We start from the raw sequence: 19,137 nt of genomic DNA on the forward strand, positions 1-19,137 counted from the left end.
CCCCGATTCCCCTCGGTTGCCGGAACTGCCTCCCCCCGCTACAACGGCCTCGAAGAGGATCGCACCATGTCCGACATGCGCTTGATTGTTGCGGGAGCCGGCGGCCGGATGGGCCGGGCGCTGGTGCGGGCGATTGCTGAAAGCGAGGGCGCCGTGCTGGCGGGCGCGCTGGAGGCGCCGGGCTCCGAGCTGCTCGGCAAGGATGCCGGCGTGCTCGCCGGCCTGCCCGCCAACGGCATCAAGCTCTCCGCCGATCTCTGGGCGATGTGCAAGGAGGCCGACGGCATCCTCGATTTCACAGTGCCTGCGGCGACCATCGCCAATGTCGCGATCGCCGCCGAACGCGGCCTCGTGCACGTCATCGGCACGACCGGCCTGTCCGGCTCGGACAATGCCGTGATCAAGAGCGTCACCAATCGCGCCGTGGTGGTGCAGTCGGGCAATATGAGTCTCGGCGTCAATCTGCTCGCCGCCGTGGTCAGGCGCGTTGCCAAGGCGCTCGACCAGAGTTTTGATATCGAGATCGTCGAGACCCATCACCGCATGAAGGTCGATGCACCCTCGGGCACCGCGCTGATGCTGGGGCAGGCCGCAGCGAGCGGCCGCGGGGTTACTCTCGATGACCATTCCGAACGCGGCCGTGACGGCATCACCGGCGCCCGTCGGCCGGGCAATATCGGTTTCGCCTCCTTGCGCGGCGGCACCGTGGCCGGCGACCACAGCGTCACCTTCCTTGGCCCGTTCGAGCGCCTGACGCTGTCGCATCAGGCCGAGGACCGCATGCTGTTCGCCCATGGTGCGCTCAAGGCGGCGCTGTGGGCGCACGGCAAGAAGCCGGGGCACTACACCATGGCCGACGTGCTCGGCCTCGACGATATCTGATCCAGTCAAGCAACGGAAAGCAGTCAATGAGCGAACGCCTTCTCGTGCTCGTGCGCCACGGCCAGAGCGAATGGAATCTGAAGAACCTGTTCACGGGCTGGAAGGACCCTGACCTCACCGAGCTCGGCGTGAAGGAAGCCAAAGAAGCCGGCCGCAAGCTGAAGGCACAGGGCCTGGTGTTCGACGTCGCCTACACCTCGGTGCTGACGCGCGCGCAGCACACGCTCGATCTCATCCTCGCTGAGCTCGGCCAGGAGGGTCTGCCGACTTCGAAGGACCTCGCGCTCAACGAGCGCGACTACGGTGATCTCTCCGGTCTCAACAAGGACGACGCCCGCAAGAAATGGGGCGAGGAGCAGGTGCTGATCTGGCGCCGCTCCTACGACGTGCCGCCGCCCGGCGGCGAAAGCCTGAAGGACACGCTCGCGCGCGCGTTGCCGTACTACGTGCAGGAGATCCTGCCCGGTGTGCTCAACGGCAAGCGCACGCTGGTTGCCGCCCACGGCAACTCGCTGCGCGCGCTGATCATGGTGCTGGAGAAGCTCTCGCCCGAAGGCATTTTGAAGCGCGAGCTCGCCACCGGCGTGCCGATCATCTACCGCCTCAACGCGGATTCGACCGTGGCCTCGAAGCTGGATCTGGCGGGGTAGACTTTGCCGCAAGCGCGGTGCCGTAGGGTGGGTTAGACGGCGACTGCGCAAAGCGCAGTCGCTGGCGTAACCCACCACTTCTGTTCTGCGGAAACCAGAGAGGTGGGTTACGCTGCGCTAACCCACCCTACGAAATCCTACTGCATCTTGCCTACTGCAGCCCCAGCTGCCCGGCCTCCCAGCCCAGCATCGCCTGCTTGCGGGTGATGCCCCAATGATAGCCGGTGAGCGTGCCGCTCTTGCCGAGTGCGCGATGGCAGGGCACGACGAAGGAGACCGGGTTCTTGCCGACGGCGGCACCGACGGCGCGTGAAGCCTTGGGATTCCTGATGTTGCAGGCGATGTCGGAATAGGACACTGCGCGGCCCATCGGAATCTTCAAGAGCGTCTCCCACACCCGCACTTCGAAATCGGTGCCGATCAGCACCACGCGCAGCGGCTGGTCCGGCCGCCACAATTTTGGATCGAAGATGCGCGCCGCGAGCGGCGCGGTGCCTTCATGATCTTCCACATAGGTGGCGTTCGGCCAGCGCCGCGTCATGTCGGCGAGCGCGATCTTCTCCTCGCCGTGGTCGGCGAAGGCGAGGCCCGACAGGCCGCGATCGGTGGCGATCACGATCGCGGTGCCGAACGGCGAGGAATGGAAGCCGTAGCGCAGGGTGAGGCCGGCACCGCCGTTCTTCCATTCGCCCGGCGACATCGCTTCATGGGTGACGAAGAGATCGTGCAGCCGGCCCGGCCCGGACAGGCCGGAGTCGAGCGCCGCGTCAAGGATGCTGGCGGAATCCCTGAGCAGGTTCTTGGCGTGGTCGAGGGTGAGCGCCTGCATGAAAGCCTTCGGCGTGATCGAAGCCCAGCGGCGGAACAGATGGTGCAGCTCATCCGGCGTGACGCCAGCGGCATCCGCCATCGCCTCGATGGTCGGTTGCGCGCGCCAGTTCGCCGAGATGAAGGCGATCGCCCGCCGCACCGAATCATAGTCGCGCAACGCGGCGTTCTGGGTGCCCGGCCTGGCCAGGCGCTGGTCATGTATCGCAAGGGTCATCATGACCGGAAATGTAGTGGAGGCGCTGGCGCGAAACCACCCGATTTCCGACTGTGCTCAGGTCGCCGGATGATAGGTCGGGCCGCGCCGCGCGGCGTTGAGAGCCCCCACCAAGGCATTGTAAAAGCTGGCCTTTTCTGCCGGCCCGAGAAAGCCCGCGATGAGCAGGCGGCGGCCGCGGGAGATCAGATAAAGGTGCTCGATGCCGTATTCCTCATCGACCTCTTGGTCGAGCCGGACCCAGAGCGGATTGAAGGTCCATTCGGAAACCTGGCCACGATGGCTGACGCGCCGCACCCGCAATTCCGACGGCGTCACCACGATTTCCTCGCTGGCCCGTGCGGCGCGAAAATTGACCTTGAAGGCCCACCAGATCACGAGCACGTCGAGACCGAAGAAGCCGAGCACCGGCCAGGCGCCCATCATCAGGAAAGCAAGGCCCGTGACGAAGCCGACGGCGCTCAGGAACAGCATCACGGCGAGAAAGCCGGTGCGGTTCAGCGAGCGGTGCGGCGTCAGTAGCGCGGAGAAGATCTGAGGCTCGTCCTCGCTCTCGGATCGCGCCCGCGCAATTTCGTTGCCTGTGCTCATCGTCCATCAGTATATCCCGATCATGGCGAAAATCACCCGCAAGCCGGTCCCGCGCAAAGCGGCGGTGCCGAAGAAAACGGCAAGACCGGTCGCGACCAAGCCGAGAGCACCCGCGAAGAAATCACTCAAAGCCACAAAGCCGTGGACGCCGGCCGAGGTCCACGAGGTCTTCAGCCGCTTCCGCAAGGCCAATCCGGAGCCCAAGGGCGAGCTCGAGCACGTCAACCCGTTCACGCTGCTGGTCGCGGTGGTGCTGTCGGCACAGGCGACCGATGCCGGCGTCAACAAGGCGACGCGTGCGCTGTTCGACGTTGCCGACACCCCGCAGAAGATGCTCGATCTCGGTGAGGAGCGCTTGCGCGACTACATCAAGACGATCGGACTCTACCGCACCAAGGCCAGGAACGTGATCGCGCTGTCGGCCAAGCTGCTCAGTGAATTCGGCGGCGAGGTGCCGCGCACGCGGGCCGAGATCGAGTCGTTGCCCGGCGCAGGTCGCAAGACCGCCAACGTCGTGCTCAACATGGCCTTCGGCGAGCACACGATGGCAGTCGACACCCATGTCTTCCGCGTCGGCAATCGCACGGGCCTAGCGCTCGGCAAGACGCCGCTCGAGGTCGAGCTCGGCCTCGAAAAAGTGATCCCGGCCGAGTTCATGCTGCACGCGCATCATTGGCTGATCCTGCACGGCCGTTATACGTGCCTCGCGCGCAAGCCACGCTGCGAGGTCTGCCTGATCAACGATCTCTGTCGCTGGCCGGAGAAGACGGTGTGAGACAGCGCTGCGCCGGGCCGTTATCGCACCTGCCGCGCCGGCTCGATCAGCTCGGGCCGCGGGCCTGACAGGCGCTTGTGCATGTGGACCATGAAGGCCATGCCGAAGATCGGTGTCGCCAGGTTCACGATCGGAATCGAGACGAAGGCGGCGATGAACAGGCCGGCGGTGAAGACCGTCGCGGCATTGTCGCGCCGCATCGCCTTGGCTTCCTCCGGCGGGCGGAAGCGCATCGCGGCGAGCTCGAAATATTCACGGCCAAGCAGCCAGGCGGCGGCGAGGAAGAAGATCAGGAAACCGGCGCCGGCGAACAGCACCAGCGGCAGAGCGGCGAGATAGACCAGGATGGCCACGAGCGCGGTCTTGATGCCCTCGAGCATCGCCCGGCTGAACGGCAGTGCCGCGCCCGGCCGCTCGGCCGGATAATGCTCGCGCTCGACGATGTCGGCGACGTCGTCGACGAACAGGCTCGCCACCAGCGAGGTGATCGCCGGCATCAGGAAGATGCCGCCGAACACGACGCCGAGACCCGTCGCGATCGAGACGATCCAGGAGAGAACCTCGATCGAAGAATGCCAGCCCGGCCCGAGCAGGCCTTCCAGCCACACCTCGCCGGAGGTCGCAAACCAGCTGAGCAGCCGCTGCAAGCCGATCGCCAGCACGGTGATCAGCACCAGCGCAAGCCCGATCGACCGCCACAGGATCGAGCGCATCGGCGGCGAGATCAATTGCGACAGCGCCTTAATGGCGGCATCCAGCATTGGGGACCCTCTGAGGTAGACACTGCGCGAGAGGTAGACACCGGATGCGGCTTCGGCAAGGGCGGTGGGCCGTCTCCCCTTGTCGGTGAAGGTGGCGCGATTTCTTCTTTACCCTCCCCTGGAGGGTAAGATTCAGCCTAGTCGTGTCTATGCCCGTGCTTGCGCGCCTTCGCCGGCTTGCCATCCCCGGTCGGGATCATCACCACGCGGCCGTAGCGCACGCCGCGTTCGGCGATGATGTGGTCGGCGAAATGTCTGACTTCGGAGGCAGCGCCGCGCAGCGCCGTCATCTCCATGCAATTGTTGTCGTCGAGGTGGACATGCAGCGTCGCCAGCGCGAGGTCGTGGTGGCCGTGGAATTCCTGCACCAGCCGTTTCGACAGATCGCGCGCTGCGTGGTCATAGACGTAGATGAGGCCGGCAACGCATTGGCCGGTTTGCGCGGTGTCCTCGGCGCTCTGCTGCAGGCCGGCGCGCGCGAGGTCGCGGATGATCTCGGAGCGGTTCTGGTAACCGCGCGCTTCGGCCGCGGCGTCGATCTCCGCCAGGAGATCGTCCTCGATCGTGATGGTAATCCGCTGCATCAGATGCTCCCGCTTATGTCCTCTGAACCGTAGCCCGGATGGAGCGAAGCGCAATCCGGGACGGTGCCAATATGCGGCAGGACCCCCGGATTTCGCTTACGCTCCATCCGGGCTACACAGCGTCCTTACAGCCGCGTCGCACGCAGCCGCAGCGCGTTGCCGACGACGCTGACCGAGGACAGCGCCATCGCCGCCGCGGCGATGATCGGGGAGAGCAGCAGACCGAACGCCGGATAGAGAACGCCGGCGGCGATCGGAATCCCGGCGGCGTTGTAGACGAAGGCGAAGAACAGGTTCTGCCGGATGTTGCTCATCGTCGCCTGCGACAGTTTTCGCGCGCGGACGATGCCGACGAGGTCGCCCTTGAGCAGCGTCACGCCGGCGCTCTCCATCGCAACGTCGGTGCCGGTGCCCATGGCGATGCCGACCTCGGCCGCCGCCAGTGCCGGCGCGTCGTTGACGCCGTCGCCGGCCATGGCGACGCTGCGGCCGGCCTTCTGCAGCTTGGTCACTACCGCGCTCTTCTGGTCCGGCAGCACTTCGGCCTCGACCTCGGCGATGCCGAGCCGGCGCGCCACGGCCTCGGCCGTGGTGCGGTTGTCGCCGGTCAGCATGATCACCTTGATGCCTTCCGCCGCGAGCGCCTTCAGCGCCTCCGGCGTCGAGGCCTTGACCGGATCGGCGATCGCGAACAGGCCGGCAAGCCGGCCGTCGACGGCCATGTTGATCACGGTGGCGCCGTCACCGCGCAGCCGCTCGGCTTCGGCGGCGAGCGACTCGGTGTCGATGCCGATCGACGACAGATATCTGGCATTGCCGAGCACGATGGTCTTGCCGTCGACCTTGCCCGTCGCGCCCTTGCCCGTCGGCGAGTCGAACTGCTCGACCTGGCCGAGGGTGAGCTGCTTTTCCTTGGCCGCGCGCACGATGGCGTCGGCCAGCGGATGCTCGCTGGCGCGCTCGACGGTGGCCGCCAGCCGGAGGATGTCGTCTTCCGCAAAGCCGGACGCCGGCGCGATCGTCACCACCTTGGGCTTGCCCTCGGTCAACGTGCCTGTTTTGTCGACCACCAGCGTGTCGATCTTCTCCATCCGCTCCAGCGCCTCGGCGTTCTTGATCAGGACACCGCCTTGCGCGCCGCGGCCGACGCCGACCATGATCGACATCGGGGTCGCCAGGCCCAGCGCACAGGGGCAGGCGATGATCAGCACGCTGACCGCGGCGACGAGGCCGAAGGCGAGCCGCGGCTCCGGCCCGAACCAGGCCCACGCGGCAAAGGCGGCGATTGCGACGACGATCACGGCGGGGACGAACCAGCCGGCGACCTGGTCGGCCAGGCGCTGGATCGGCGCACGCGAGCGCTGCGCATCCGCGACCATTTGCACGATCTGCGACAGCATCGTCTCGCGCCCGACCTTGTCGGCACGCATGATGAAGCTGCCGGACTGGTTCAGCGTGCCGGCAATGACCTTGGCGCCAGTCTCCTTGGTGACCGGCATGGATTCGCCTGTCACGAGTGATTCATCTAGCGACGAGCGGCCTTCGAGGATGACGCCGTCGACCGGCACCTTCTCGCCGGGACGGACGCGCAGGCGATCGCCGGCGTGCAGCGTGTCGATCTCGACCTCGTGCTCGCTGCCGTCGGCGTCGACGCGGCGCGCGGTCTTCGGCGCGAGCTGCAGCAGCGCCTTGATCGCGCCCGAGGTCGCATCGCGAGCGCGCAGCTCCAGCACCTGGCCGAGCAGCACCAGGACGGTGATGACGGCGGCCGCCTCGAAATAGACCGCGACCGCGCCCTCATGGCCGCGGAAGGTGGCGGGGAAGATCTGCGGCGTGACCGTGCCGAGCACGCTGTAGACATAGGCAACGCCCGTACCCATCGCGATCAGCGTAAACATGTTGAGATTGCGCGTCAGCAGCGACTGCCAGCCGCGGACGAAGAACGGCCAGCCGGCCCACAGCACCACGGGTGTTGCGAAGATGAGCTGGATCCAGTTCGACAGGGTCGGATCGATCCAGCTGTGGGGGCCCGCGAGGTGGCCGCCCATCTCCAGCGCGATCGGCGGCAGCGACAGCACGCCGCCGATCCAGAACCGTCGCGTCATGTCGGCGAGCTCGGGATTGGGGCCGGTCTCAAGGCTTGCGACCTCAGGCTCCAGCGCCATGCCGCAGATCGGGCACGTGCCCGGACCGACTTGGCGGATCTGCGGGTGCATCGGACAGGTGTAGATCGTGCCCGCGGGCATCTCCGGTTCGGGCACCTTGTCCTTGGCAAGATACTTGGCGGGATCGGCGGCGAACTTGGTGCGGCAGCCGGACGAGCAGAAATGGAAGGTCTCGCCGTGATGTGTGATGCGATGCTTCGAGGTCGCGAGATCGACCATCATGCCGCAGACGGGATCTTTGACCTTGGTTGCGGCGTCGCCGTGATGATGGTCGTGGCCGGCATCGCCGTGGCCGCCGCAGCACGAGGTAGCCTCGGGCTTCGCCGCCGGCGCTGCAGCTTTCGTGGAACAGCCGCATCCGGAATGCGTTCCCGCGCTGTGACGATGCTCGTGCTCGTTGTCGTTCATTGCCATGTTCCGGCCTTTGCGCTTGCTCTTGAAACCTATACCCGGTAGGGGTATATAGACCCCATGCGCAAAGACATCAAGGCATCCGTCGGAAAACGCCTCGGCCGGATCGAGGGCCAGGTTCGTGGCCTCTCGAGAATGGTAGAGGAAGACCGCTACTGCATCGACATCGTGACGCAAATCGCGGCGGTGCGCGCCGCGTTGCGCCGGGTCGAGGAAGAGGTTTTGAAGGATCACGTCGCCCATTGCGTCGAGCACGCCATCGCGAGCGGCGACAAGGCCGACCAGCGCGCCAAGATCGCGGAGCTGATGGCGGTGATCGGACGGGCGGATCGGTAGCGCGTGCGCTCTCCACCATCGGTCAGTGATCGCGCCAGAACGTGGGCACGGCGCATCGCGCCTTTGCCCACCCTACGAGACCGTGCGAACCTAAGCCGTCATCTCCCGCGCCCGCGCGCGATACATCGCGAGCTCGCTCAGTTGTACAAAATGCTCGGAGAAAGCCACGCTGGCTCGCGCAGGCGGCGCGCTCACTTCTTGAGCCGGAATTTCACCCGACGTCGCTTCGTCAGCCGCTTCAGGAGCGAGCGGCGGCGCCACGAGCGCTTCTGGAAACACACTGAATGAGCCCGCCACCTCCTCGAGCGGCTTCTGCTTGTCTGCCCAGTGCAAGGCGGTGTAGTCGAACCCGTGCACGATGGTGGGTTTGACGACTTCGAAATAGGGCGAGATATCAAAGTCGCGGGGCATGTAGAGCGAGGAATCGCGGATGTGCAGGATCTCGCGCCGTGCGGCGCGGCTGCCGGCCTTGGTGATCTTCGGCAGGATCGGGTAGCGCACGGCGTCGAAGGCCTGCGCGATCAGCGCCGAGCAGATGATCTTGGTCGGGTCGCCCGAGCCGATCGCGATCATGCGCCGGCGCCAGCGCTGCGGTATCGGCAGCGGGAACAGATAGCGCATGAGGTCGACGATGTTCTTGGTGTCGTAGCCGAAGCCGATGCGGTTGATCGCATAGCGGCACACCGTGGTGCGATCCTCATAGGACAGCCCGACCGGGCGGCAGACGCGGGTGTGATAGGGGAAATATTTCGACAGCGGCGCCGAGGTGACGCCCTCGCCGATATTGGCCTCGATCAGAACATGCGGCTCGCCATTGGGCTCCTCTGCCCCATCGATCGGACCGACATAGAGCGCGGCGTGCGACCAGGTCGACTGCGTCAGGTATTTGATGATGCCGGAGATGCGGTTGTTGCCCTCGACCAGCAGCACGTCGCCGGGCTCGATGATGCCGCGCAGATGCTCGGGGTCGCTCGGCGTGAACGGCTCATAGCCCGGCACCTCCTTTGAGAGGTACGCGGCAATCACCTTGCCGACAGAATCCAGGACCGTCCCCATCTCAACCCCCCACGGCCTTTTCCGGCCGTCTTTTTCCCTTCTCTATCATGGTCGAAACGTGTTGCAATTCGGTTCATCACTCTGTGAGATCAAGCATGGTTGATTCACCATCCTGGTTGCTGCGCAACATCGGATACGGCAAGGTTCGCGGGCTGTTCACGTTCGCCGCAAGTCCCCGGAAACCATGACATGACAATCACGCGCCGCGGCTTTCTTTCGGCGTCGGCGGCCCTTGCGGCGATGCCGGTGCTGCGCGCATCGGCCGCGCCCCTGCCGCGCGAGGCTGACATCGTCGTGATTGGCGCGGGGGCGGCGGGAATTGCCGCGGCGCGGCGCATCATCGCGACGGGCCGCAAGGTCATCGTGGTGGAGGCGGCCGCGCAGGTCGGCGGCCGCTGCATCACCGACAGCACCACTTTCGACACGCCGTTCGACCGCGGCGCGCGCTGGATGTACAATCCCGACACCAACCCGATGATCCGGCTGGCGCGCAGTGCCGGGCTGGACGTGCTGCCGGCGCCCTCGGGCCAGAAGATGCGCATCGGCCGCCGCAATGCCCGCGCGGGCGAGACCGAGCAGTTCCTGGCCGCCCTAGTGCGCGCCAACCGCGCCATCGACGAGGCCGGGCGGGGCAAGCTCGACACCTCCTGCGCATCGGTGATGCCGAAGGATCTCGGCGACTGGGCCGGCGCGGCCGAGTTCATGCTGGGCGCGAGCTTTGCCGGCAAGGACCTGAAGGAGCTCTCCGCGATCGACAAGGGACGCGCGCAGGACCGCAACGCGGCGATCGCCTGCCGCCAGGGTTTGGGCACACTGATCGCTAGGCTCGCCGAGCAGGCGCCGGTGGCGCTGTCGACGCCGGCGAGCCGCATCGCCTGGAGCAATCGCGACGTCAGCATCGAGACGCAAGCCGGCAAGATCGCGGCGCGCGCCGCCATCGTCACGGTCTCGACCAATGTGCTGACATCGGGCGCGATCAAGTTCGCGCCCGACATTCCCAAGCGGACGCTGGATGCGGCATCGAAGCTCAGCCTCGGTAGCTACGATCGCATCGTGCTGCAGCTGCCGGGCAATCCGCTCGGCCTGTCGCGCGACGACATCCTCATCGAGCAGAGCAACTCGACCCGCACGGCGCTGATGTTCGCCAATATCGGCGGCTCCTTGCTGTGCTCGATCGATGTCGGCGGCTCGTTCGGCCGCGATCTCGCCGAGCAGGGCGAGAAGGCGATGGTGGCTTTCGCCAGGGAATGGATCACGAAGCTGTTCGGCAGCGAGGCCGCTTCCGTGGTGCAGAAGACCAGCGCCACGCGCTGGAACGCCTCGCCTTACGTCATGGGCGCGATGTCGGCAGCCTCGCCGGGCGGCCAGCTGTCGCGAAGGACCCTGGCCGAGCCGATCGGCAATGTGTTCCTCGCCGGCGAAGCCACGCACGAGACGCTCTGGGGCACCGTCGACGGCGCCTGGGAAAGCGGCGAACGCGCCGCGGACGCCGCCTTGCGCAAGATCGGCGCGCTGAAGGACGAGCCGGCCGACGTGCCGACCCAGTCGACGAAGAAGCGGCGCGTGCCGAAGCAGTAAGACGATCAAGCCGCGATAAATTCCACTGTCGTCCGGACAGGCGCAGCGAAGCGGAGCGCAGATTCGTGACCCATACTCACAGGGAGTGGTTTGGCGAAGACTCGGAGTTGCCACCTTGCCCCATAACCACTCCCCGGGGTTATGGGTCCCGGGCTCGCGCTACGCGCGCCCCGGGACGACAGCGGAGATGTTATCGCAGCACGCCATCCAGCACCGGCAATCCAAAGATCACCGCCATCGCAATCAGCGCGTAGCAGATGCCGCGAAACACCCTCTCGCTGGCGCGGCCGAACAATGAGCTGCCGAACGCAACGCCAACCGCATAGACCGGGCCGACGATCAGCGACAGCACCAGCGATTCGCGGCTGATCAGGCCGGTCGTCGCGTAGCTGACCATCGAGAAGAAATCCGAGGCGCCGAAGAACAGCACGATATTGGCGCGCGCGACCATCGGCGCGATCGGGCGGCCGAGCCAGTAGCCGACGATCGGCGGGCCTCCGGTCTGAGCGAGCCCGCTGCAGAAGCCGGAGAGGCCGCCGATGCCAACCGATAGCCAAGCGTGGTCCTTGCCGCGATAGCGCCAGCCCGACAGCAACAGCAGCAACAGCGCCGCAACGAAGCAGGAAATGATCCAGCGCGTGGTGACGGGTTCGAGTACGCTGAGGAAATAAGTGCCGATGGGGACGCCGATCAGCGCGCCCAGCACGATCACCGCGGTGGCCTTGCGATCGGCCTTTCGCCACGCATCCGGCAGCAGCGGCACGGCCGCGACGAAATCGATGACGAGCAGCAGGGCAGCGACGAGCCGCGGCGCCGCGATGCTGCTCGCCAGCGGCATGAAGATCAGCGCCGAACCGAAGCCGGAGAAGCCGCGCGCCGTGCCCGAAACGAAAGCGACGGCGCAGAGCGCCGCCGCAACCGTGAGGCTGACGTCCTTTGGAAGGAAGTCAGCAGGACTCATCCGCGCAACGTGCCGCCGGTCTTCTTGGTGACCTCGGCCACGATCTTCGTGGCGACCGCCTCGATCTCCTGATCGGTCAGGGTTTTCTCGCGCGGCTGCAGCGTGACCGCGATCGCGATCGACTTCTTGCCGTCATCGATGCCCTTGCCTTCGTAGATATCGAAGACATTGACGCCGGTGATCAGCTTCTTGTCGACGCTCTGAGCGGCGCGGACGATGTCGCCGGCCTTGACGGCGCGGTCGACGATGAAAGCGAAGTCACGCGACACCGGCTGGAACGCCGAGAGCTCGATCAAGGGCTTGGCGCGCGTCGGCTTCTTCTTCGCCTCGGGGATGCGGTCGAGGATCACCTCGAACACGACAAGCGGCCCGTCGGCGCCGAGCGCTTCGAGCGCTCTGGGGTGCACTTCGCCGAAATATCCGAGCACGTTCTGCGGCCCGATCTGGATCGTGCCGGAGCGGCCCGGATGCAGCCAGCCGGGACCACCCGCCACGATCTGCAGCGCCTGCATCGGCGCGCCGGCGGCCGCCAGCACCGCCAGCGCATCGGCCTTGGCGTCGAACACGTCGGCCTGCGCCGAGCCGGTCCAGTGCCGGCCGAGCCCTTCGGACGAAGCAAGGCCGCGGCGCACGCCACTCGCCGCCATGAACTGGTCCTGCGGGAGATCGCCCTTGAACACCTGGCCGACCTCGAACAGCGCGACATCGCCGAAGCCGCGATCGGCATTGGCCTGCGCCGCCGCCATCAGGCCGGCCAGCAGGGTCGGGCGCATGTCGGAGAGATCCGAGGCGATCGGGTTGGCAACCTCGAGCTCGCGCTGTCCGCCGCCGAACAATTCGGCCGCAGATTTTGCGATGAACGACCAGGTCACGGCTTCGACCATGCCGCGGCTCGCGAGCGCGCGCCGCGCGCGGCGGTTGCGCAGCTGCAGCGGCGTCAGCACCGGCTTGCGCGGCTCGTCGCCGCGCTCGAACGGCGTCATCGGCACCTTGTCGACGCCGAAGATGCGGACGATCTCCTCGACGATGTCGGCCTTGCCGTGCACGTCGGAGCGCCAGGACGGCACCGCGACCTTCACCACCGGGCCGGGACCCGCCATCATGAAGCCGAGATGGGTCAGGATGCGCTTCATCTCAACCTGCGGCACCTCAATGCCAGACAGGCGCTTGACTTCGGTGATCGGGAATTCGATCAGGCGGTCGTCGCCAAAGGTCTTGCCGACCAGGACGGTTTCAGAGGGCGCGCCGCCGCACATCTCCATCACCAGCTTGGTCGCGAGCTCGATGCCGGGCACCATGAAGGCCGGATCGACGCCGCGTTCGAAGCGGTAGCGCGCGTCCGAATTGATGCCGAGCTTGCGGCCGGTCTGGGCGATGTTGATCTCGTTCCACAGCGCCGATTCGATCAGCACGTCTGTGGTGTTCTCGTCGCAGCCCGATGCTTCGCCGCCCATGATGCCGGCGAGCGATTCGACGCCGTGCTCGTCCGCGATCACGCAAATGGCGGGATCGAGATTGTAGGTGCGGCCGTCGAGCGCCAGCAGGCTCTCGCCCTCGCGCGCGCGGCGCACGACGAGATTGCCCTTCACCTTCTTGGCGTCGAACACGTGCAGCGGGCGTGCGCGGTCGTAGGTCACAAAATTGGTGATGTCGACCAGCGCGTTGATCGGACGCAGGCCGATCGCGGTCAGCCGCTTCTGCAGCCATTCCGGTGACGGCCCGTTCTTGACCCCGCGCACGAGACGGAGCGCAAAGCCCGGGCACAGCGTGGCATCCTCGACCGTCACCTTCACGGGACAGGGGAATTCGCCCTTGACCGGCTTGATGGTGGGATCCTTGAACTTGCCCATGTCGGCGGCGGCGAGATCGCGCGCGATGCCGTGCACGCCGGTGCAGTCCTGCCGGTTCGGCGTCAGATTGATCTCGATGACGGGATCTCCGAGGCCGGCCCATTCGGCATAGGCAGCACCGATTGGCGCGTCCGCCGGCAATTCCATGATGCCGTCATGATTGTTGGAGATCTGCAGCTCGGCCGCCGAGCACAGCATGCCGCGGCTCTCGACGCCGCGGATGGTGCCGACACCGAGCGTGATATCCTTGCCGGGAATGTAGGTGCCGGGCGGCGAGAACACGCTGACGAGCCCGGCGCGCGCATTCGGCGCGCCGCACACCACCTGCACCGGCGCACCACCGTCGCCGGTGTCGACCATGCAGACGCGCAGGCGATCCGCATTCGGATGCTGCTCGGCCGAGATCACCTTCGCAATGGTGAACGGCTTCAGCGCCTTCGCCTTGTCCTCGATGTTCTCGACCTCGAGCCCGATCATGGTGAGCTTGTCGGCGAGTTTTTCGAGCGGCTCGTCGGTCTCGAGATGATCCTTCAGCCAGGAGAGGGTGAATTTCACGTGCTGAGCCCTCCGGCAAGCGTTGGCACTTCGAGCGGCTTGAAGCCATAGTGGCTCAGCCAGCGGACGTCGCTGTCGAACAGCTGGCGCAAATCGGCGATGCCGTATTTCAGCATGGCGATGCGGTCGATGCCCATGCCCCAGGCGAAGCCCTGGTACTCGTCGGGATCGATGCCGCAGGCGCGCAGCACGTTGGGATGCACCATGCCGCAGCCGAGAATCTCGAGCCAATCCTCGCCCTCGCCGAAGCGGATCTCGCCCTTGTCGCGGCGGCACTGGATGTCGACTTCGAGCGAAGGCTCGGTGAACGGGAAGAACGAGGGCCGGAAGCGCATGTTGATGTGGTCGACCTCGAAGAACGCCTTGCAGAACTCGTGCAGGATCCATTTGAGATGGCCGAGATGCGAGCTCTTGTCGATGACGAGGCCCTCGACCTGGTGGAATTGCGGCGTGTGGGTCGCGTCCGAATCGATGCGATAGGTGCGGCCCGGGCAGATCACGCGGATCGGCGGCTTCTGGCTCAGCATGGTGCGCACCTGCACCGGCGAGGTGTGGGTCCGCAGCAGCATGCGCGAGCCGTCCTGCTTCGGATGGAAGAAGAACGTGTCGTGCATTTCGCGCGCCGGATGGCCTTCCGGGAAATTCAGCTTGGTGAAGTTGTAATCGTCGGTCTCGATGTCGGGGCCTTCGGCCACCGAGAATCCCATGTCGGCGAAGATGGTGGTGAGCTCGTCCCAGACCTGGCTCAGCGGATGGATGCGGCCGGCCTCAGCCGGCGCATCGCGCAGCGGCAGGGTCACGTCGACGGTCTCGGACGCCAGCCGCGCATCGAGCGCCGCCGACTTCAGCACGTCGCGCCGCGCAGCAAGCGCCTGGCTGACTTCGTCCTTGGCCTGGTTGATCGCCGCGCCTTGCGTCTTGCGCTCGTCCGGCGACATCTTGCCGAGCGTGGCGAGCAGCGCCGAGATCGAGCCCTTCTTGCCGAGGGCTGCAACACGCACGGCCTCGAGCGCGGCCTCGTCGGCAGCGGCGGCGATGTCGGCGATGATCTGGGCTTGGAGCTGGGCAAGATCGGTCATGGCAATCCCTTTTGGCCAGGATGCTGAGCCGATGATCCTAGCCCGTCACGCCCGGCCAAAAGCGCGAAGCGCATCTTCGCGTTAGATTCGCCGGGCATCCACGTCGGAGAAGTGTATGCGCGAGAGATGACGGCCGGGGCGATGAACGCGCGACACGCGCCTCTGCCCGGGCCATCACAAGCTGAACGCTGCGCAAGTCGCGCAGTGGGGCGGCTTACGCCGCCAGCGCGGCTTTGGCCTTCTCGGCGATCGCTTGGAACGCGGCGGGCTCGCGGATCGCGAGATCCGACAGCACCTTGCGGTCCACGGTGATGCCCGACTTGGCAAGGCCGTCGATAAATCGGCTGTAGGTCAGGCCGAACGGACGGACCGCGGCGTTGAGGCGCTGGATCCAGAGCGCGCGGAAGGTGCGCTTGCGACGCTTGCGGTCGCGGAAGGCGTATTGCTGGGCCTTTTCCACGGCCGGCTTGGCGGCGCGGATGGTGTTCTTGCGGCGGCCATAGAAGCCCTTGGCGGCCTTGTAGACTTTCTTGTGCTTGGCGTGGGCGGTCACACCGCGTTTGACGCGAGACATGACGAGATCCTTCAGAGATGACTTGGTTATCGGATCGCCGCGGGATGCGCGGCAGAGGTGGCAATGATCGTGGACCCGATCAGGCGTTCGGCAAGAAGTACTTCTTGACGTTGTCGCCGTCGGTCTTGAACAGCACGCGGGTGCCGCGGAGCTGACGGATCTGCTTCTTCGTCCGCTTGATCATGCCGTGACGCTTGCCGCGCTGGGCGTGCATCACTTTGCCGGTGGCAGTCACCTTGAAGCGCTTTTTAGCGCCCGATTTGGTCTTCAGCTTGGGCATTTGGCTCTCCTAATGGCCACAGAGATCCGCCCGCGAAGGCGGCTGGACCGTCAAAAATGCTCGTTAGAGCGTTGATTGTGCTCAAGTTTTGCGAACAGGCGCGAAACCCGCACGAGACACCGCCACGGCAGCCCGTAAATCAGCCGGGCGGTGAAGGCTGGGCTTATGACAGAGGAGAGGCCAATTGGCAACGATGAACCGCCGCAACCTGCCCGCCGACTATTGAACGCTGCCACCCCTCATGTCCAAGCCTTCTCGCCTGAAGCAGGTCCAAAATGGCTCATTTCCCGCAACTTCTGATTTCATTCGCCCGCCCGCGCCCTCTGGCGCTGTTCGCCGTGCTCGCCGCGGCTGCGCTGCCACAGGCGGCTGACGCCCGCGCCGGCGGCTATGATGGCATCTGGAACGTCACCTTCGCCACCACCCGCGGCAATTGCAGCTCGGGCTACAGCGTTCCCTTCACCGTGACCGGCACCCGCGTCTCCTCCGCCGGCGGCGGCCGGGTCTCGGGCCGGGTCAACCGTTCCGGCGCTGTCGTCGTGCAGGTCTCGGTCGGCGCCTCCCACGCCAGTGGCGGCGGCCGGCTCGCCGGCGTGAACGGCGCCGGGTCGTGGAAGGGAATTATCTCCGGCGACCAGTGCAGCGGAACCTGGCAGGCGACGAGGACCTGACACACAAAACGGCCCGCCGGGGATCCGGACGGGCCGTTGAAATTCTCGAGGTCCTAAAGCGTTGCGCGTCAGCGCGGCGCCAGCACCATTACGACCTGGCGACCTTCGAACCGCGCGTCCTGCTCGACCTTGGCGAGCTCGGCGACGTCGGTCTTGATCTTGTCGAGCAACTTGGTGCCGATCTCCTGGTGCGCCATTTCGCGGCCGCGATAGCGCAGCGTGATCTTGACCTTGTCACCCTCTTCGAAGAAGCGCTGCATCGCGCGCATCTTCACGTCGTAATCGTGGTCGTCGATCATCGGACGGAGCTTGATCTCCTTGATCTCGACGGTCTTCTGCCGTTTGCGGGCTTCCGCGGCTTTCTTCTGAGCGGAATACTTGTACTTCCCGTAATCCATGATCTTGCAGACGGGAGGGCTGGTATTCGGCGAAATCTCGACCAGATCCATCCCGACTTCCTGCGCCATGCGGATGGCGACGACGGTCTCGACCGTGCCTTTGTTGTCACCGGTCTGGTCGATCAGCTGGATCTGCGCATTGCGGATATCATCATTGATGCGCGGCCCGTCTTTGCTGGCAGCGGGCGGAGCTTTATTAGGACGGCGAATGGGTGGTTCTCCAAAGTTGTGAAAGAAGCGGCTATTTTGAAGGAAGATGCGTTTGCCGGCAAGCAAGTCGCTGGTGCGAGGCGCGAAAAACCCTCAAATGCGATGCATTTTGGTCACGGCCCTCGGCACGCTGACCGACATAGACACCTTGCCTCTGTTCCGCAAGCGTCCCAAAGGACCAATAGCGATGCCGGTCGTGCTTTCGGAACAGGTCCGGACAGCTCAAACCGCACAATCAGAGTAAACGTTCCATGACCGACGCAATTCCCGATGCCGCGCTTGAATTCATCGATGTGGGCGAAGGGCCGTCCGCCCGCAGGATCGCGGTGCGCCGCCGTCCTGGGAAAGGCCCCGGCCTGGTCTGGCTCGGCGGATTCAAGTCGGACATGCAGGGCGGCAAGGCCGTGGCGCTGGATGCCTGGGCCCACGAGCGCGGCCGCGCAATCGTTCGCTTCGACTATTCCGGCCACGGCGAATCCAGCGGCGATTTCGCCATGGGGACCATCGGCAGCTGGCTCGAGGACAGTGTTGCGGTGTTCGAGCGGTTCTGCGACGGCCCGCAAATCCTGATCGGCTCGTCGATGGGCGGCTGGATGGCGCTGCTGCTCGCGCGCGAGATCAAGAAGCGTGCCGGCAAAGCGTCGCTCGCAGGGCTCGTCCTGATCGCGCCGGCGCCCGATTTCACCGAAGAGCTGATGTGGAAGAATTTTTCGCCCGCAGTGAAGAAGGAGATCGAGACCAAGGGCTTCTGGCTGCGCCCATCGGAATATGGCGACGGCTCGCCCTATCCGATCACGCGGAACCTGATCGAGGAGGGACGCAACCACCTCGTGCTGGGCAGCGCCATCGATCTCGGCTGCCCCGTCCGCATCCTGCAAGGCGCGAAGGACCCTGATGTGCCCTGGCAGCACGCGTTTGCGCTGACTCATCGCCTGCCGGCCGACGACGTCGTGCTGACCATGATCCAGGACGGCGATCACCGCCTGTCACGCCCGCAGGACATCGCGCGCCTTCTTGCGGCGGTGGCTGAGATCGGGTGATGTGTCCTCTTCCTTCTCCCCTTGCGGGAGAAGGTGGCTTCGCGAAGCGAAGTCGGATGAGGGGTTCTCTCCACGAGCCCGAATGAGAGTTGGACTCGCGGAAGCAACCCCTCACCCGAACGAAATGCGCGTCAACGAGCGGAGCTGCCCTCTCCCGCAAGGGGAGAGGCATAACAACTGGGAGGCAACACCAATGACCACCACCGCCATGCTGCGCGCCTTCTGCGATGCCGTCGAGCAGCGCAACGGCGAAGCCTTCGCCCAGCTGTTCACCGAGGACGGCGTCTATCACGACGTCTTCTACGGCGCCTTCGCCGGCCGCGCGAAGATCGCCGCGATGATCGACGACTGGTTCTACCGCACCGCGACCGATTTCCGCTGGGACATGCATGATCCCGTCACCGACGGCAGCACGCTCTATGCGCGCTACACGTTCAGCTACAAATCAACCCTGCCGGAAGCGAACGGCGCGCGGGCGATGTTCGAGGGCGTTGCGATCATGACGCTGAAGGGCGGCAGGATCGCCTGCTATCACGAGGTCGCCAACACCGCGCCGGCGTTCGTCGATTTGAACTTCGCCCCGGAGCGGATCGCGAAGATCGTCGCCAAGCAGGGTGCCGAGCTGAAGGCGCGGCCGGAGATGCAGCGGCATTTGGGGTAGCTGCATCCTCCTCGTCATTCCGGG

The 19,137-nt window shown here is 65.7% G+C and carries 20 protein-coding genes; 8 read left to right on the forward strand and 12 right to left on the reverse strand.

All coding sequences use genetic code 11. The features are described 5' to 3' along the window. Positions 1 to 66 precede the first annotated feature (66 nt). Positions 67 to 882: a 4-hydroxy-tetrahydrodipicolinate reductase gene (gene dapB / locus I6F21_RS35965; protein ID WP_225114660.1), complete on the forward strand. Its 816-nt coding sequence runs from the start codon at positions 67 to 69 to the stop codon at positions 880 to 882. A gap of 26 nt (positions 883 to 908) precedes the next feature. Beyond that, complete coding sequence (locus I6F21_RS35970; RefSeq protein WP_036003261.1) at positions 909 to 1,532, forward strand: 2,3-bisphosphoglycerate-dependent phosphoglycerate mutase; 624 nt, start codon at positions 909 to 911, stop codon at positions 1,530 to 1,532. Between the two features lie 151 nt (positions 1,533 to 1,683). On the opposite strand, the gene I6F21_RS35975 is transcribed toward I6F21_RS35970, so the two are convergent. Together I6F21_RS35975 and I6F21_RS35980 are read right to left on the reverse strand one after the other, a co-directional pair. Continuing rightward, complete coding sequence (locus I6F21_RS35975) at positions 1,684 to 2,580, reverse strand: bifunctional helix-turn-helix domain-containing protein/methylated-DNA--[protein]-cysteine S-methyltransferase (protein ID WP_036024351.1); 897 nt, start codon at positions 2,578 to 2,580, stop codon at positions 1,684 to 1,686. Between the two features lie 54 nt (positions 2,581 to 2,634). After that, positions 2,635 to 3,168, reverse strand: a complete 534-nt coding sequence (locus tag I6F21_RS35980; RefSeq protein ID WP_225184225.1) for a DUF2244 domain-containing protein — start codon at positions 3,166 to 3,168, stop codon at positions 2,635 to 2,637. 22 nt (positions 3,169 to 3,190) lie between these two features. Between I6F21_RS35980 and nth the strand changes: the two genes are divergently transcribed. After that, positions 3,191 to 3,943: an endonuclease III gene (nth, locus tag I6F21_RS35985; protein ID WP_225184226.1), complete on the forward strand. Its 753-nt coding sequence runs from the start codon at positions 3,191 to 3,193 to the stop codon at positions 3,941 to 3,943. Between the two features lie 20 nt (positions 3,944 to 3,963). On the opposite strand, the gene I6F21_RS35990 is transcribed toward nth, so the two are convergent. From I6F21_RS35990 to I6F21_RS36000, 3 genes are all read right to left on the reverse strand, one after another. Then, positions 3,964 to 4,704, reverse strand: a complete 741-nt coding sequence (locus tag I6F21_RS35990; protein ID WP_036003292.1) for a sulfate transporter family protein — start codon at positions 4,702 to 4,704, stop codon at positions 3,964 to 3,966. 137 nt (positions 4,705 to 4,841) lie between these two features. Then, positions 4,842 to 5,288: a nickel-responsive transcriptional regulator NikR gene (nikR, locus tag I6F21_RS35995; protein WP_225184227.1), complete on the reverse strand. Its 447-nt coding sequence runs from the start codon at positions 5,286 to 5,288 to the stop codon at positions 4,842 to 4,844. Positions 5,289 to 5,413: 125 nt separating this feature from the next. Further along, positions 5,414 to 7,861: a heavy metal translocating P-type ATPase gene (locus I6F21_RS36000; protein ID WP_225184228.1), complete on the reverse strand. Its 2,448-nt coding sequence runs from the start codon at positions 7,859 to 7,861 to the stop codon at positions 5,414 to 5,416. A gap of 63 nt (positions 7,862 to 7,924) precedes the next feature. On the opposite strand from I6F21_RS36000, the gene I6F21_RS36005 reads away from it, so the two are divergent. After that, positions 7,925 to 8,200 (forward strand): metal-sensitive transcriptional regulator, encoded by a 276-nt coding sequence (locus tag I6F21_RS36005; protein WP_036003300.1) that lies wholly within the window; start codon positions 7,925 to 7,927, stop codon positions 8,198 to 8,200. A gap of 90 nt (positions 8,201 to 8,290) precedes the next feature. Here the strand turns inward: I6F21_RS36005 and I6F21_RS36010 are convergent, their stop codons facing one another. After that, complete coding sequence (locus I6F21_RS36010; RefSeq protein WP_057030555.1) at positions 8,291 to 9,256, reverse strand: YiiX/YebB-like N1pC/P60 family cysteine hydrolase; 966 nt, start codon at positions 9,254 to 9,256, stop codon at positions 8,291 to 8,293. Between the two features lie 189 nt (positions 9,257 to 9,445). Here I6F21_RS36010 and I6F21_RS36015 point away from each other — a divergent pair, with 189 nt between their 5' ends. Next, positions 9,446 to 10,834 (forward strand): NAD(P)/FAD-dependent oxidoreductase, encoded by a 1,389-nt coding sequence (locus I6F21_RS36015; protein ID WP_036003307.1) that lies wholly within the window; start codon positions 9,446 to 9,448, stop codon positions 10,832 to 10,834. 190 nt (positions 10,835 to 11,024) lie between these two features. Here I6F21_RS36015 and I6F21_RS36020 read toward each other — a convergent pair whose 3' ends face one another. The 5 genes from I6F21_RS36020 to rpmI form a co-directional block, all read right to left on the reverse strand. Further along, positions 11,025 to 11,795, reverse strand: a complete 771-nt coding sequence (locus I6F21_RS36020) for a sulfite exporter TauE/SafE family protein (protein ID WP_225153099.1) — start codon at positions 11,793 to 11,795, stop codon at positions 11,025 to 11,027. Then, positions 11,792 to 14,200 (reverse strand): phenylalanine--tRNA ligase subunit beta, encoded by a 2,409-nt coding sequence (gene pheT / locus I6F21_RS36025; protein ID WP_225184229.1) that lies wholly within the window; start codon positions 14,198 to 14,200, stop codon positions 11,792 to 11,794. The genes I6F21_RS36020 and pheT overlap by 4 nt, the downstream gene beginning before the upstream one ends. Then, entirely contained in the window at positions 14,197 to 15,279 is a 1,083-nt protein-coding gene (gene pheS, locus I6F21_RS36030) for a phenylalanine--tRNA ligase subunit alpha (RefSeq protein WP_057030559.1), read from the reverse strand. The genes pheT and pheS overlap by 4 nt, the downstream gene beginning before the upstream one ends. 214 nt (positions 15,280 to 15,493) lie before the next feature. Then, positions 15,494 to 15,853, reverse strand: coding sequence for a 50S ribosomal protein L20 (rplT, locus tag I6F21_RS36035; protein ID WP_027550107.1), 360 nt, complete (start codon positions 15,851 to 15,853; stop codon positions 15,494 to 15,496). Positions 15,854 to 15,932: 79 nt separating this feature from the next. Next, entirely contained in the window at positions 15,933 to 16,133 is a 201-nt protein-coding gene (gene rpmI / locus I6F21_RS36040) for a 50S ribosomal protein L35 (protein WP_008539890.1), read from the reverse strand. Positions 16,134 to 16,408: 275 nt separating this feature from the next. On the opposite strand from rpmI, the gene I6F21_RS36045 reads away from it, so the two are divergent. After that, positions 16,409 to 16,804 (forward strand): hypothetical protein, encoded by a 396-nt coding sequence (locus I6F21_RS36045; RefSeq protein WP_225184230.1) that lies wholly within the window; start codon positions 16,409 to 16,411, stop codon positions 16,802 to 16,804. Between the two features lie 68 nt (positions 16,805 to 16,872). On the opposite strand, the gene infC is transcribed toward I6F21_RS36045, so the two are convergent. Further along, positions 16,873 to 17,412, reverse strand: a complete 540-nt coding sequence (infC, locus tag I6F21_RS36050) for a translation initiation factor IF-3 (RefSeq protein ID WP_074447655.1) — start codon at positions 17,410 to 17,412, stop codon at positions 16,873 to 16,875. Positions 17,413 to 17,663: 251 nt separating this feature from the next. Between infC and I6F21_RS36055 the strand changes: the two genes are divergently transcribed. Next, the gene (locus tag I6F21_RS36055) at positions 17,664 to 18,452 is read left to right on the forward strand and encodes an alpha/beta hydrolase (RefSeq protein WP_036003334.1); all 789 of its coding nucleotides are present in this window, start codon (positions 17,664 to 17,666) and stop codon (positions 18,450 to 18,452) included. Positions 18,453 to 18,645: 193 nt separating this feature from the next. Next, positions 18,646 to 19,113 carry a nuclear transport factor 2 family protein gene (locus tag I6F21_RS36060; protein WP_225184231.1) on the forward strand — a complete coding sequence of 156 codons (468 nt, stop codon included), beginning with the start codon at positions 18,646 to 18,648 and terminating at the stop codon, positions 19,111 to 19,113. Positions 19,114 to 19,137: the final 24 nt, after the last annotated feature.

The sequence above is a fragment of the Bradyrhizobium sp. NBAIM03 genome, assembly GCF_020194055.1.
Classification (GTDB): domain Bacteria; phylum Pseudomonadota; class Alphaproteobacteria; order Rhizobiales; family Xanthobacteraceae; genus Bradyrhizobium; species Bradyrhizobium yuanmingense.